The sequence below is a fragment of the Shewanella sp. AC34-MNA-CIBAN-0136 genome (assembly GCF_040309945.1).
Classification (GTDB): Bacteria; Pseudomonadota; Gammaproteobacteria; order Enterobacterales; family Shewanellaceae; genus Shewanella.
Genome location: NZ_JBEOPJ010000019.1, coordinates 20,634 through 35,516 on the forward strand (window position 1 = coordinate 20,634; position 14,883 = coordinate 35,516).

General features: G+C 42.6%; 11 protein-coding genes. 7 read left to right on the forward strand and 4 right to left on the reverse strand.

The features are described 5' to 3' along the window. Positions 1–8: 8 nt before the first annotated feature. Positions 9–623 (reverse strand): YigZ family protein, encoded by a 615-nt coding sequence (locus tag AAEY94_RS16895; protein ID WP_101087373.1) that lies wholly within the window; start codon positions 621–623, stop codon positions 9–11. Next, positions 616–1,935 (reverse strand): Xaa-Pro dipeptidase, encoded by a 1,320-nt coding sequence (pepQ, locus tag AAEY94_RS16900; protein WP_101087372.1) that lies wholly within the window; start codon positions 1,933–1,935, stop codon positions 616–618. Before pepQ ends, AAEY94_RS16895 begins: the two co-directional genes overlap by 8 nt. A 235-nt stretch (positions 1,936–2,170) precedes the next feature. On the opposite strand from pepQ, the gene fadB reads away from it, so the two are divergent. From fadB to AAEY94_RS16925, 5 genes are all read left to right on the forward strand, one after another. Next, positions 2,171–4,321 carry a fatty acid oxidation complex subunit alpha FadB gene (fadB, locus tag AAEY94_RS16905; RefSeq protein ID WP_350979311.1) on the forward strand — a complete coding sequence of 717 codons (2,151 nt, stop codon included), beginning with the start codon at positions 2,171–2,173 and terminating at the stop codon, positions 4,319–4,321. A gap of 22 nt (positions 4,322–4,343) precedes the next feature. Then, on the forward strand, positions 4,344–5,507 hold the full coding sequence (fadA, locus tag AAEY94_RS16910; RefSeq protein ID WP_101087370.1) for an acetyl-CoA C-acyltransferase FadA: 1,164 nt from the start codon (positions 4,344–4,346) through the stop codon (positions 5,505–5,507). A gap of 247 nt (positions 5,508–5,754) precedes the next feature. Next, complete coding sequence (gene tusA / locus AAEY94_RS16915; protein WP_011635503.1) at positions 5,755–6,000, forward strand: sulfurtransferase TusA; 246 nt, start codon at positions 5,755–5,757, stop codon at positions 5,998–6,000. 3 nt (positions 6,001–6,003) lie between these two features. Beyond that, complete coding sequence (locus AAEY94_RS16920; RefSeq protein WP_059746101.1) at positions 6,004–6,447, forward strand: MOSC domain-containing protein; 444 nt, start codon at positions 6,004–6,006, stop codon at positions 6,445–6,447. 293 nt (positions 6,448–6,740) lie between these two features. Continuing rightward, positions 6,741–9,923 carry an amidohydrolase family protein gene (locus tag AAEY94_RS16925; RefSeq protein WP_101087369.1) on the forward strand — a complete coding sequence of 1,061 codons (3,183 nt, stop codon included), beginning with the start codon at positions 6,741–6,743 and terminating at the stop codon, positions 9,921–9,923. 66 nt (positions 9,924–9,989) lie between these two features. On the opposite strand, the gene AAEY94_RS16930 is transcribed toward AAEY94_RS16925, so the two are convergent. Beyond that, positions 9,990–10,553, reverse strand: coding sequence for a DNA-3-methyladenine glycosylase I (locus tag AAEY94_RS16930; protein ID WP_101087368.1), 564 nt, complete (start codon positions 10,551–10,553; stop codon positions 9,990–9,992). A gap of 112 nt (positions 10,554–10,665) precedes the next feature. Between AAEY94_RS16930 and glyQ the strand changes: the two genes are divergently transcribed. Both glyQ and glyS read left to right on the forward strand, forming a co-directional pair. After that, positions 10,666–11,571, forward strand: a complete 906-nt coding sequence (gene glyQ / locus AAEY94_RS16935) for a glycine--tRNA ligase subunit alpha (RefSeq protein ID WP_011635499.1) — start codon at positions 10,666–10,668, stop codon at positions 11,569–11,571. 9 nt (positions 11,572–11,580) lie between these two features. After that, positions 11,581–13,665, forward strand: coding sequence for a glycine--tRNA ligase subunit beta (gene glyS, locus AAEY94_RS16940; RefSeq protein WP_101087367.1), 2,085 nt, complete (start codon positions 11,581–11,583; stop codon positions 13,663–13,665). A 151-nt stretch (positions 13,666–13,816) separates the two neighbouring features. Here glyS and AAEY94_RS16945 read toward each other — a convergent pair whose 3' ends face one another. Continuing rightward, positions 13,817–14,869, reverse strand: coding sequence for an HDOD domain-containing protein (locus AAEY94_RS16945; RefSeq protein ID WP_101087366.1), 1,053 nt, complete (start codon positions 14,867–14,869; stop codon positions 13,817–13,819). Positions 14,870–14,883 lie beyond the last annotated feature (14 nt).

Consider the following 14,883-nt stretch of genomic DNA (forward strand, 5'->3'; position numbering starts at 1 on the left):
GTCATAGCTCAAACAGTAAACTTTACTTGTAGCTGACCCTGCGTCTGGGTAGCTAATGCTTGATTAAAAGCCTGATGGTGCGATTTAGCCAGTTCAAAGTGTATTTCAACTTTTTCGGTAAACTCTTTATCCATCACCACACCATCATATTGAGCAATTAAATACTCAACATCGGTGAGTTGAGCATAATGACATACCAAGCGTGCAGGATACCTTAAATGCTTAACCTGAGTCTGTATTTGCGTTAACCCTTGCTTTATACCCGAAGTATAAGCACGCACTAAACCGCCCACACCCAATTTAGTGCCACCAAAATAACGCACTACAATAACCCCTAGCTCACCAATGTTTGCGCCTTGTAAGCATGCTAGCATGGGTTTGCCGGCGCTACCTGACGGTTCGCCATCATCGCTAGCGCCCATATCAATGGTATTTTCTGGGCTGCCGGCTACAAATGCATAGCAATAATGGTTGGCTCCTGGATATTGCTGCTTTACGTCAGTAAGCGCTAACTTCATATTATTAGGATGTGGGCAATGAAATAACAAAGAGATAAAGCGGCTATGCTTTATCTCTTCTTCTATCAGTACGTTAGCTTGCGGTATTAAATATGACTCAATCAACTAGACCAAACTCTCTCGTCATATTTTCTACTCGGTCTTGATGCACAATGACGTTATCTTCAATGCGAATGCCTCCAAATGGACGCATCTCATCAACCGTAGTCCAATTAATAGCTTGCTTAGCGGTAGCAGATAACTGATTAAGTAAGGTATCGATAATATAAAGGCCTGGCTCAATAGTCAGTACCTGACTAGCGGCTAATACTCTTGTACAGCGTAAAAAAGGATGCGCCTCAGGTGCAGCAATATGGGTTCCACGCTCATCGTGGGAATAACCGCCCATATCATGAACTTGTAACCCCAACATATGCCCTAACCCATGCGGGAAAAAGGCACTCGTTACGCCTTGGGCAACTAACTGTTCAGCAGTGCCATTAGCCAAGCCAAAATCAATCAGTAACTGACCTATATAATGGTGTGTCGCGATGTGCAGGTCGACGTACTTAACCCCTGGCTTCATCTGCTCAATAATGGCTAATTGCACTTTATCCAATGCGACGATTAATTCGTAAAAACGATTTTTCTCGAATGAGTAAGTACGGGTAATATCTGCGGCATAGCCATGATAACTGGCCCCAGCATCAATCAAAAAAGATAAACGCTGCGCAGGCTTAACATGTTCTAAAGCGGTGTAATGTAAAATAGCGGCATTTTGATTTAATGCCACGATATTGCCGTAAGGCACTTCATTTTCGCCTTGGCCAATTTCGAGCAAATAACGTTGCTGAATTTCAAACTCACTGGCACCATCATAAAACGCATTTTTGGCAGCCAAATGTCCTTTTACCGCAATTTGGTTGGCTCTGCGCATGCACTCAAGTTCATACTGAGTTTTGTCTGCACGATGATAATGTAGATAGTTCATTACTGCATCAGGGTTACGAGCCGCAAAGCCCAATACATCAGCCACATCTAAGTGCTCACCAATATACGCCCACGAGGCTAAGTCTTTAGGTAAAAAATCAGCAATTCGATCTGGCTTGGTCAGTAATTGAATATCGAAATGCTCAGTCCAGAAGGCTTGCGGTACATCATTCACCTTATGCCAAAAATCAACTGGGCGATAAAACACTAAAGTAGGCTTATCTTGACCATTAGCGATAACCCAACAATTTGGCGTATCTAAAATAGGTAACCACGCTTTAAATTGCGGGTTCACTTTAAAGGGATAGTTAAGGTCATCTAAAAACTGTCGATGAGGTTGTCCCGAGTGAATCACTAAACCCGAAAGATTTTCACGCTGACAAATTTCGCCTACTCGGCGATTTAATTCCGCCATGTGCGCATGATACAGATGTGCTAACTGATCCATTGACTATCCCTTTGCATGAGTTTTAACCCAATAAGTCTATCACAAACAGAAAAAGACCTCGCTAGATGATAAAAAATTAAACGGCCGTTTAAATTGGGTGTTGTAATTTATCTCATTTAGTCGCACACTGAGAATTAGCTGGTCAATAGATGGCCGAAACTGCTGTGATTCAAGCTTGATAACTGCACAGTAAATAAGATGTGGAAGTCGCTTTTAAGCAATAAGGAAGCAAGCAATGATCTACCAAAGCCCTACCATTCAGGTTGAGTTACTTGAAGATAATATTGCCAAACTGTGTTTTAACGCACAAGGTTCGGTAAATAAATTCGACAGAGAAACAATAGCCTCTCTTGATGCCGCCCTAGACAGCATCAAACAAAATACCAATATTAAAGCCTTGCTGCTGACATCAGCAAAAAGCACCTTTATTGTTGGCGCAGACATTACCGAATTCTTAACGCTATTTCAGCAAGACGATGCCACGTTGCTAGCTTGGGTTGAACAAGCCAACGCAGTATTCAATAAGCTAGAAGACTTACCGTTTCCGACAGCATCAGCGATTAACGGTTTTGCGTTAGGCGGTGGTTGCGAAACCATTTTAGCGACTGACTTACGCGTTGCTGATACCAATGCTCGCATCGGTTTACCAGAAACCAAATTAGGTCTTATTCCTGGTTTTGGTGGCACTGTGCGTTTACCTCGAGTAATCGGTGCAGATAATGCACTTGAGTGGATCACCACAGCTAAAGACCAACGCCCAGAAGATGCGTTAAAAGTAGGCGCTATTGATGCCGTTGTCGCACCAGAAAACCTAGAAGCTGCTGCGATTCAAATGTTACATGATGCCCTTAATGGTAATCTTGATTGGCAAGCTCGTCGCACCAAAAAGCAATCACCATTACAGTTACCAAAACTTGAAGCCATGATGTCTTTTGCAACCGCAAAAGGGATGGTGTTCTCAGTTGCAGGCAAGCATTATCCAGCGCCAATGGCCGCTGTGAATGTTGTTGAACAAGCAGCTGGTTTGGATCGTGATGGCGCATTAAAAATAGAAGCACAAGCTTTCATTAAATTAGCTAAAACAGATGTCGCACAAGCGCTAATTGGTATTTTCTTAAATGACCAGTTCGTTAAAGGTAAAGCAAAGAAAGCCGGTAAACTCGCTAAAGATGTTAACCAAGCAGCAGTATTGGGTGCAGGTATTATGGGCGGCGGCATTGCTTACCAAAGCGCCAGCAAAGGCACACCAATTATAATGAAAGACATCGCTCAGCCAGCATTAGAGTTAGGCTTGAACGAAGCGGCTAAAATTCTGACAACACAAGTTGCGCGCGGTCGCGCTACGCCAGAAAAAATGGCTAAAATATTAAACAACATCACCCCTTCTCTAGATTATGCCGCTATCAAAAATAGCGACATCGTTGTAGAAGCGGTTGTTGAACATCCAAAAGTTAAGGCCACTGTACTAGCTGAAGTAGAAGGTTACGTATCAGAAGATGCCATTATTGCATCAAATACCTCGACTATCTCAATCAACTTACTGGCTAAAAGCCTTAAGAAACCTGAACGTTTCTGCGGTATGCACTTCTTTAACCCTGTGCACAAAATGCCATTAGTTGAAATTATCCGTGGTGAGCACAGCTCTGAAGAAACCATCGCAACGGTAGTGGCTTACGCCAGCAAAATGGGTAAAACCCCAATCGTAGTGAATGATTGCCCAGGCTTCTTTGTTAACCGTGTATTGTTTCCATACTTTGCTGGCTTCAGTGGTCTACTTGCTGAAGGTGCTGACTTTGCAGCTGTCGATAAAGTCATGGAAAAGCAGTTCGGTTGGCCAATGGGCCCAGCCTACTTACTTGACGTAGTCGGTTTAGATACCGGTCATCACGCTCAAGCAGTAATGGCTGAAGGCTTCCCAGACCGCATGGGTAAAAATGGCAAAGACGCTATCGACATTATGTTTGAAAACAAACGTCTAGGTCAGAAGAACACTAAAGGATTCTATGCCTATTCAGTTGACCGTCGTGGTAAGCCGAAAAAAGACATTGATCCAACTAGCTATGAATTATTAAGCGCTGAGTTTGGTGAATTAAAGGCATTCGAGTCTGATGACATCATCGCTCGCTGTATGATCCCGATGATCATCGAAACGGTTCGTTGTTTAGAAGAAGGCATTATTGCATCACCTGCTGAAGGCGACATGGGTCTAGTTTACGGTATTGGTTTCCCTCCATTCCGTGGCGGTGTATTCCGTTACTTAGACACCATGGGCGTAGCAAACTTTGTTGCCCTAGCAGACAAATACGCACATCTTGGTGGCTTATATCAAGTTACTGATGCAATGCGTGCACTTGCAGCCAACAACGGTAGTTACTACCAAGCCTAATTAGTGGGAAAGGAATTAAATCATGAAACAAGCTGTTATCGTAGACTGCATTCGTACCCCTATGGGCCGTTCTAAGGCAGGGGTATTTAGAAATGTACGTGCAGAAACATTGTCTGCAGAATTAATGAAAGCACTGATGTTGCGCAATCCACAATTAGACCCTAACGACATTGAAGATGTGATTTGGGGTTGTGTGCAGCAAACACTAGAGCAAGGTTTTAACATTGCCCGTAATGCATCATTGTTAGCTGGCATTCCTAAATCGGCTGGCGCAGTAACGGTAAACCGTTTATGTGGTTCGTCAATGGACGCCCTTCATCAAGCGGCTCGTGCCATTATGACTGGCCAAGGCGACACCTTTATTATTGGTGGTGTTGAGCACATGGGTCACGTACCAATGAACCATGGGGTTGATTTTCACCCTGGCTTGGCAAACCGCGTAGCTAAAGCATCTGGCATGATGGGCTTAACCGCTGAAATGTTAGGTAAAATGCACGGTATTACTCGCGAACAACAAGATGCGTTTGCTGTACGTTCTCATCAACGTGCACATGCAGCCACTATCGAAGGTCGTTTTGCCAAAGAGATTTGGGGCATTGAAGGCCACGATGTAAATGGCGCACTGATCAAAGTGATGACTGACGAAGTTATCCGTCCAGAAACAACACTAGAGTCACTTGCCGGTTTACGTCCAGCATTCGACCCAGTTAACGGTACTGTGACTGCCGGTACATCATCTGCATTATCAGACGGTGCTTCTGCAATGTTGGTGATGGAAGAATCTAAAGCTCGCGCTTTAGGTTTAACCATCCGCGCACGTATTCGTTCAATGGCCGTTGCCGGTTGTGATCCTGCAATTATGGGTTATGGTCCAGTACCAGCAACCAAAAAAGCATTAGCACGCGCTGGCTTATCTGTTGCCGATTTAGATCTTATCGAATTAAACGAAGCGTTCGCGGCACAATCATTACCTTGTGTTAAAGATCTTGGCTTACAAGATGTTGTCGATGAAAAGATTAACCTTAACGGTGGTGCAATTGCATTGGGTCACCCACTAGGTTGTTCTGGCGCACGTATCTCGACAACATTGATCAACTTGATGGAAGAAAAAGATGCAACGCTTGGTCTTGCCACTATGTGTATCGGTTTAGGTCAAGGTATCGCAACTGTATTCGAACGCGTTTAATCGTTCTCATACCAAGCTGATACTTTTCAGTTGTATCAAGTGAGTTGTAAAAACGAGCCAAATTGGCTCGTTTTTTTTATTTTAAAATTTTCCTACTTTGGCTAATGTTCCACGTGAAACATGTTTTATGAAAATTAAAAAATAATAAAAAAACTCAATATAACTTTAAAACCACGCAAACTTGGCAAGCTTAAATGACAAGAGTAACATTAGCGCTAATTCGATAGGTAAACATAGACAGCATTTCATGAACGATATTTATACCCAAGCACAACACCAACTCGATGCTCTTGGTCTTCGATGTCCAGAACCTGTAATGATGATTCGAAAAACAGTACGCAAAATGGCAGAAGGTGAAACTTTATTAGTCATTGCAGATGATCCTGCCACCACTCGTGATATTCCTAGTTTTTGTGAATTTATGGATCACACGTTAATTGCCAGTGATATCAGCAAGACTCCTTACCACTATTTACTCAAAAAAGGACTGTAATGAATGACCATCACATTGGAAGCTATCGCGTATAAAACAGCAAAACGCGGCATAATGAAGTCAGCCTTTTGTGCCAATGTGACCTTAGAGCGAGGCGTCGAAAACGATATTTTTGGCAGACCAGGAAAACGTCAAGTAACCGTCATGTCTAAACAGCAGTGGCACACAGCCTGCCAAAAAATTAATGCCGATTTAGACTGGTTAACTCGAAGAGCTAATTTATTGATCAGCGGCTATGAATTTAGCGCAGCAGATGTCGGTAAAACGATCACCATAGGTACTGAGCTTAAACTACAAATCACAGGTGAAACCGATCCATGTAAGAAAATGCAACAAGCTTATTCCGGTCTAGAGCAGGCATTAACGCCCGACTGGCGTGGCGGAGTCACCTGCCGCGTGATTCAAACTGGATTAATACAACTAGATGACTCAGTAAAAATAGATTAGTAAAACCGATAAATCATTTTCGTTTAAGCCTTTCATAATAAAATCTAACGCTATAGCACTCATTGTCTATTAATCGATAACAGACATACGTGTTAACGTCTGTCATTAATTGATACAGATTTGTTGTACACCTTATCGGTAATTTATGCGATAAAGGAACTATTCAAACCGACAAACGCAGTAAAGCCAAATACTCTTTAGGTCATCTAATCATGCAAAATGACATTTCCTAAACGGGTATTAGGCTTGATTAAATCCACTGAAAATAAAAACGACAACGGATAATCTACTCTATGTTGACTCAAAAACTCACTCCACTTTACACCGCAATGGCACTTACTCTAGGTATGTCTAGCTTTGCCTATGCCGAAGATGACAAAGTAAAATGGCACGTAAATGCTCCAGAAAATGCGCCATTAAGTAAAATTGATATCAATGTAACCGAAGGCACATGGATGAACGTCAATGTATCGCCAGATGGTGAACACATTGTATTTGATTTATTAGGTGATATTTATCAAATACCGATAGCAGGAGGCGAAGCCAAACCACTGGCACAAGGTATCGCTTGGCAAATGCAGCCAGTATATAGCCCTGACGGTAAGTATATCGCTTTCACCTCTGATGAAGATGGTGGCGACAATATCTGGATAATGAATGCCGATGGTACCAATCCACACGCTATCACTACTGAAACATTTCGTTTACTCAACAGCCCGGCCTGGAGTCCTGATTCACAATACCTAGTAGCACGTAAACATTTTACCGGCACCCGCAGCCTCGGAGCGGGTGAAGTGTGGATGTTTCACGTTGCTGGTGGCGAAGGCGTTAAACTAACAGAGCGCCCTAACGAACAAAAAGATTTGGGTGAACCGGCCTACTCGCCAGATGGACGCTATATCTACTTTAGCCAAGATGCGACCCCAGGCAAGACCTTTCATTACTCAAAAGATTCGGTCAAAGGTATTTATAAAATTAAGCGCTATGACACCCAAACGGGAGATATCGAAGTATTAATTGAAGGAACTGGTGGTGCTATCCGCCCAACACCAAGCCCTGATGGCAAAACGCTTGCTTACATCAAACGCGATGGATTCCAATCGACACTATATTCACTGGATTTAAAGTCTGGTGAAGAAACTAAGCTGTATGACAAACTCGATCGTGATATGCAAGAAACCTGGGCAATTCATGGCGTGTATCCAACAATGTCTTGGACCAAAGACAATAAGCACATCGTATTTTGGGCTAAAGGTAAAATTAATAAACTTGATGTCGACAGTAAAAAAATATCTGACATTCCATTCAGTGTTAAATCTCAAAGAGATATTCAGCCATCGGTCCGCTTTACTCAAAACTTAGATCAAGATGAATTTGATGTAAAAATGCTGCGTATGGCACAAGTGTCACCTGACGGCGAAAAAGTGGTATTTGAAGCCTTAGGTAAAATTTGGATTCGTGATATTAAAGATGGTAAACATAAACGATTAACCCGTTTAGATGATGACATCAATGAGCTGTTTCCACAGTGGTCACGTGACGGTAAAGACATCGTATTCACCACTTGGAACGACCAACAACAAGGCACCGTCAGTGTGGTTAGCGCCAGAGGTGGTAAAGCCAAGGTGTTGACCAACGAGCCTGGCAAATATGTCGAGCCAACCTTTTCGCCTGATGGCGAATATGTTGTTTATCGAAAGGCTCGCGGCGGTTACATGACACCACGAACTTGGTCACAAGAACCGGGTTTATATAAAGTCGATATCAAAGGAAAGCAAAGCACTAAACTAACCGCTAGTGGCCATCAGCCACAATTCGGTGACGACTCAGACCGAGTTTACTTTATGGATTCAGGAGAGACACCAGAGTTTGCATCAATCGGTATGAACGGTTTTGAAAAGCGTACCCATTACACTAGCGACCATGCTACCGAGTTTCGTTTATCACCAAACGGTGAGCACTTGGCTTTTGCTGAGCGTTTTAGAGTGTACGTCACTCCTTTTGCTAAACACGGTGAAACCATTGCGATTGGTCCTAAAGCAACCAACTTACCCATTACTCAACTGAGTGCTCGTGCAGGTGAAAGCATTAGCTGGAACGGTAAAAATAACCAACTGTATTGGACATTGGGCCCTGATTTATATCAAGCCGATGTAGACACTCAATATGTAAAAGCAGAAACCAAGGTCGATCCAAAAATAACCTCTATTGGCTTTAAAGATAAAGCCGATGTTCCACGTGGAACAGTAGTGTTTACTGGCGGTAAAGTGATCACCATGGAAAATGATCAGGTGATAGATAATGGTGTTGTTATCGTTAAAGACAATAAAATTGTCACTGTCGGTGATGCCAATACGGTGATCCCAAAAAATGCCCAGATTATCGATATTAGTGGTAAAAGCATTATGCCGGGCTTATTTGATGCTCACGCCCACGGCGGACAAGCGGATGATGAAATTATTCCACAACAAAACTGGGCCTTATATTCTGGGCTGTCACTTGGGGTAACGGCTATTCACGACCCATCGAATGACACTACCGAAATTTTTGCTGCTTCTGAACAACAAAAAGCAGGCAATATTGTTGGCCCTCGTATTTTCTCAACGGGGACTATTTTATACGGAGCCAACTTACCAGGCTATACCTCGCATGTAGATTCACTTGATGATGCAAAGTTCCACTTAGAGCGTCTTAAAAAAGTCGGTGCATTTAGTGTTAAGAGTTACAACCAACCTCGCCGGGATCAACGCCAGCAAATTATTGCTGCTGCACGAGAGCTCGAAATGATGGTAGTACCTGAAGGTGGCAGTTTGCTGCAACACAATTTATCGATGATAGCGGATGGCCACACCACGGTAGAACATTCGTTACCAGCAGCGTCTATATACAATGACATCAAACAATTCTGGAGCCAAACTGAAGTACACTACACACCGACCTTAGTTGTCGCTTATGGTGGTATTTCTGGCGAGCATTACTGGTATGACAAAACAGACGTTTGGGCTCACCCTCGTCTAAGCATGTATGTCCCGCATGATATTCTTGATGCCCGTTCAATGCGCCGCACTACCGCGCCAGATGAACATTACAACCACTTTAATGTTGCCCGCGTAGCCAATGAGTTAAACAACATCGGCGTTAAACCTAATATTGGTGCTCATGGTCAACGAGAAGGATTAGCTGCACATTGGGAAATGTGGATGTTTGCTCAAGGCGGCATGAGTAATATGGAAGTATTAAAAACCGCAACAATCAATCCGGCGACAACCTTTGGTATGGACCATCAACTAGGTTCTATTAAAGTGGGTAAATTGGCTGACTTAATAGTGATTGATGGCGATCCATTAGCCGATATCAGAACGACGGATAAAGTCACTTACACTATGGTTAATGGTAAGCTGTTTAATTCAGAAACCATGAATCAACTCAATGGTGATAAACATAAACGTAAGCCTTTTTTCTTTGAAAAAATCTAACGATTAAATTAATCCAATAAAAAGGGTGTTCCACGTGGAACACCCTTTTTTTTATAAATATCAAAATCAATACTGGCCGTAACAATGACAGTCAGTCGTGTGGTCATTCACCATACCTACCGCTTGCATAAAGGCATAACAAATTGTTGGGCCAACAAAGTTAAAACCAAGCTTTTTTAACGCTTTAGACATCGCTTCAGATTCTGGTGTTTGTGCAGGAACTTGGCTTGATGAACTGAAGTTGTTTTCTCTCGGTTCACCGCCGACAAAACTCCATAAAAACTTAGAGAAATCATCACCCTGCTCCACAAATGCTAAATAAGCTTTAGCATTTCTGATGATCGAGTTTATTTTAAGACGATTACGTACAATACCTGGTTCAAGCATTAACGCTTCCACTTTAGCTTGATCGTACTGAGCAATAATACTCGGCTCAAAATTAGCAAACAGTTGTTGGTAGTTTTGTTGCTTTTTAAGAATCGTAATCCAAGATAATCCAGCTTGTTGACCATCAAGACAAAGCTTAGCAAAAAGCTGTTTGGCATCAAACTCAGGACGTCCCCATACTGTATCGTGGTAATGCTGATATAAAGGGTCTTCACTTACCCAGCCACATCGGTTAACTTGCATGGTATGGTTCCATTAACGTTTTTAGTAGTACGTTAAAAAATAACCTACATCTGCCTTGCTCTACAAGGTATAATCATTAACATTTTCTATTAATAGCCTGACAGTAGTAGACATGACGACGAAACACGACGTAAAGACATTTCAGGGTTTCATCCTAACCCTTCAGGAATATTGGGCGCAGCAAGGTTGCGCAATTGTTCAACCTCTAGATATGGAAGTTGGCGCTGGTACTTTCCACCCGCAGACGTTCTTACGTTCATTAGGCCCGGAGCCAATGAGCAGTGCATACGTGCAACCGTCTCGCCGTCCTACTGATGGACGTTATGGTGAAAACCCAAACCGCCTGCAACATTACTACCAATTTCAAGTAGTGCTAAAGCCATCTCCAGATAATATTCAAGAGCTATATTTGGGCTCACTTGAAGCACTTGGCATCGACACCAAAGTACATGACATTCGTTTTGTTGAAGATAACTGGGAGTCGCCAACATTAGGTGCTTGGGGTTTGGGTTGGGAAATTTGGCTTAATGGTATGGAAGTGACTCAGTTCACCTACTTCCAACAAGTTGGCGGAATTGAATGTAGCCCTGTTACAGGTGAAATCACTTACGGGCTTGAGCGTTTAGCCATGTACATTCAAGAAGTTGATAGCGTATACGATCTTGTTTGGACTGACGGACCACTTGGTCGTGTCACTTATGGTGACATTTTCCATCAGAACGAAGTAGAACAGTCTACCTATAACTTCGAACATGCCGATGTCGATTTTATGTTCACCCTATTCGATCAATGTGAAAAGATGTGCATGCACTTATTATCACTAGAAAAGCCATTACCACTACCTGCTTACGAGCAAGTAATGAAAGCATCTCACGCTTTTAACTTACTTGATGCTCGCCATGCTATATCAGTCACTGAACGTCAGCGTTATATCCTTCGCGTTCGTACTATGGCAAAAGGTGTTGCAGAATCTTATTATCAAGCACGTGAAGCTCTTGGCTTCCCAATGTGTAAGTAGAGGTAACGAATGAATTTTGAAAACTTACTCATTGAAGTTGGTACCGAAGAATTACCACCAAAAGCGCTGCGCACGTTAGCTGAATCATTTTTAACGAGCTTTACAGATGAATTAACTAAAGCTGATTTACCTTTTGAGTCTGCAGTTTGGTATGCCGCCCCTCGCCGTTTAGCGATTAATGTGTTGGGTCTTGCATTAGCACAAGCTGATAAAGTCGTTGAAAAACGCGGCCCCGCGATTAGCTCGGCATTTGATGCCGACGGTAACCCAACTAAAGCAGCACAAGGCTGGGCTCGTGGTAACGGTATTACGGTTGAGCAAGCAGAGCGATTAGTCACCGATAAAGGTGAATGGTTAGTCCATCAAGCTAAAGTGGTTGGCGTTGAAACTAAAAGCTTAATAGCTGACATGGCACAACGCGCACTAGATAAATTACCGATCCCTAAACCAATGCGTTGGGGTAACAACAAAACTCAGTTTATTCGCCCGGTTCACACGGTGACTATGCTATTAGGTAGCGAATTAGTTGCAGGTGAATTGCTTGGTATTAAATCTGACCGCATTATTCGTGGCCACCGCTTTATGGGTAAAGCCAGCTTTGAGTTAGATCATGCTGACAATTATTTAGCCGCGCTAAAAGAGCAAGGTAAAGTCCTAGCAGATTATGAATTACGTAAATCGCTAATCAAAGCTGATGCTGAAGCAGCTGCAGCAAAATTAGGTGGTATTGCCGATATTCAAGATGGACTACTTGAAGAAGTGGCTTCACTGGTTGAATGGCCAATAGTGCTAACTGCTAGCTTTGAAGAAAAGTTTTTAAATGTGCCTTCAGAAGCCTTAGTTTACACCATGAAAGGTGATCAAAAATACTTCCCAGTATTTGATAAAGCCGGCAAATTATTGCCTAACTTTATCTTTGTTACTAATATCGAATCTAAAGATCCGCAGCAGATTATTTCAGGCAACGAAAAAGTGGTTCGCCCACGCCTTGCTGATGCGGAGTTTTTCTTTAACACCGATAAAAAGCAAACATTAGCATCTCGTATTGCCAGCTTAGAAACCGTGGTGTTTCAAAAACAATTAGGCACATTGAAAGCGCGTGTTGAACGTATTTCGGAACTTGCAGGTTTCATTGCGACGCAAATGAACAACAACGGTGTTGAGACCAACAATGTAGATGCTAGTCGCGCCGGTTTATTGTCTAAAGCAGACCTTATGACCAACATGGTCATGGAATTTACTGATACTCAAGGCACTATGGGCATGCACTACGCCCGCTTAGATGGCGAAACAGAAGCTGTTGCTATCGCACTTGAAGAGCAGTACAAACCTAAATTCTCGGGTGATACAGTACCAACGGCTACAGTATCGTGTGCGGTTGCACTAGCTGAAAAGTTAGATACGCTAGTGGGTATTTTTGGCATTGGCCAAGCACCAAAAGGTGCGGCCGACCCATTTGCACTTCGCCGTGCAGCCATTGGTATTTTGCGCGTTATCGTAGAAAACAAACTGCCTCTGGACTTGGTAGAGTTAATTGCTAAAGCACAAGCTTTACATGCGACTAATATCACTAACACTAATACTAGTGAAGATGTACTTGAGTTTCTTCTCGCTCGTTTCCGCGCTTGGTACCAAGATAAAGGCATTCAAGTTGACGTTATTTTAGCTGTACTAGCTCGTCGTCCAACCAAACCTGCTGATTTTGACAGTCGTGTTAAAGCTGTATCGCATTTCCGTAGCTTAGAAGCTTCTACAGCGCTAGCAGCGGCAAATAAACGTGTTTCTAATATATTGGCTAAAGTTGAAGGCGAATTACCCGCAACCATCAATTCAGCTCTATTAACAGAACTAGCAGAAAAAGCGCTCGCTGATAAGCTTGTACAATTACAACCACAGTTAGCCCCGCTGTTTGCTGATGGCGATTACCAACAAGCATTAACGCTATTGGCTGACTTACGCGAAAACGTCGATCAGTTCTTTGAAGATGTGATGGTAATGGCAGATGATGAAGCATTGAAAAATAACCGTTTAGCGTTATTAACCAATCTTCGTGAGCAGTTCTTGCACGTTGCAGACATTTCGTTGCTGCAATAATGTAAATTAGCTGTAGTTGAAATAAAAGCGCCGTAAGGCGCTTTTTTTATTGATTACTTCTTATGACTTACTTTTTATGGCTTAAGAGTATCAGCCACAACGTTGGGCTATAAAAGGTTAAGGCAGACACCTTACCCGCATTGATATCAATTTAAAACTGGATAAGCTTTTGATGCAAAACGATAAAATCTTCTTCACTACACTCAACCTGAGCTAACAACACGGCTAGTGCTGGTTGAGGCAATTTGTCGACTTGCTGCAGCATTGAACACTCACTAATAATATTGGCTTTCCAAATAAGCAGTGTCATGCCATCAGTAGGTTTAATATTGGTATTGGCCAATAACGTTAACGGTGTTTCAAAGTGCAGTGGTAATTGCCAACAGCGCGCTAACAGTGCACTTAAGGTCAACGATTTTGTGGTCATCACCTGCTTAAATAGTATTGAATTAGGCTGCTCTCCAGGTTCTGCTTGATAAAAAGCATCCACCAGCATTTTAAAAATCGCAATTTTACCTACATCATGCAGTAAGCCCACTAAAAAAGCGCTGTCTCGTTGCTCGGGGCTCGCTAACTCGCTGGCCAAAAAAGCAACTTGCATAGAATGACGCCAGATTTCAGCCCCAAAGCGTCTAAAATAAATAGGCTTTATATCAATTAACTCACGGGCTAAACTCGCGGTAATAAATTGCCTTAATTGTTGTCGCCCCACTTGTACTAGCGCTTGTTGAATACTGCTAACATCATTCTCAGCTCGTTTAAAAGCAGGCGAATTACATAACTTAAGTACTTCAACACACAACAGAGGGTCTTGTTCAATAAGTTGTATTAGTTCTTGGGTTTCAATACTGTCGTCGGCTAGTTTTTTATCTAGCTCGAGTATTTTGCTGGGCAGCTTTAATACATTTTCCGCAATCGACTGAGGTGAGCTTAATGCCAGTTCAATATTGTGCATCACGCTTCGCTCTAAATTATTCGCTATTCCTGTTGTTGTAGTTTGTTGGTTTGCAAATAATAAACTGTAAAATAAAGCCGACAGATCTAACTGCGATTCAACTGCTTGATGTTGCGTAACCTCTATTGCAGGTACTGGTGCTTTGGATTTGGTTTGCTGACGTTTCTCTGCAGTGCTAATGCCAGTGAATTTGGCCTGTTCATTGCGGTCTCGAACATTAAACAATTTTTTAAAGAAACCAATAACCACTGTAAATAGCCTTA

What these genes read in the sequence shown, in the direction of transcription:
- pepQ (WP_101087372.1), bottom strand. Translation starts at nt 1,935, where the DNA reads ATGGATCAGTTAGCACATCTGTATCATGCGCACATGGCGGAATTAAAT.
- fadB (WP_350979311.1), top strand. Translation starts at nt 2,171, where the DNA reads ATGATCTACCAAAGCCCTACCATTCAGGTTGAGTTACTTGAAGATAAT.
- fadA (WP_101087370.1), top strand. Translation starts at nt 4,344, where the DNA reads ATGAAACAAGCTGTTATCGTAGACTGCATTCGTACCCCTATGGGCCGT.
- tusA (WP_011635503.1), top strand. Translation starts at nt 5,755, where the DNA reads ATGAACGATATTTATACCCAAGCACAACACCAACTCGATGCTCTTGGT.
- AAEY94_RS16920 (WP_059746101.1), top strand. Translation starts at nt 6,004, where the DNA reads ATGACCATCACATTGGAAGCTATCGCGTATAAAACAGCAAAACGCGGC.
- AAEY94_RS16925 (WP_101087369.1), top strand. Translation starts at nt 6,741, where the DNA reads ATGTTGACTCAAAAACTCACTCCACTTTACACCGCAATGGCACTTACT.
- AAEY94_RS16930 (WP_101087368.1), bottom strand. Translation starts at nt 10,553, where the DNA reads ATGCAAGTTAACCGATGTGGCTGGGTAAGTGAAGACCCTTTATATCAG.
- glyQ (WP_011635499.1), top strand. Translation starts at nt 10,666, where the DNA reads ATGACGACGAAACACGACGTAAAGACATTTCAGGGTTTCATCCTAACC.
- glyS (WP_101087367.1), top strand. Translation starts at nt 11,581, where the DNA reads ATGAATTTTGAAAACTTACTCATTGAAGTTGGTACCGAAGAATTACCA.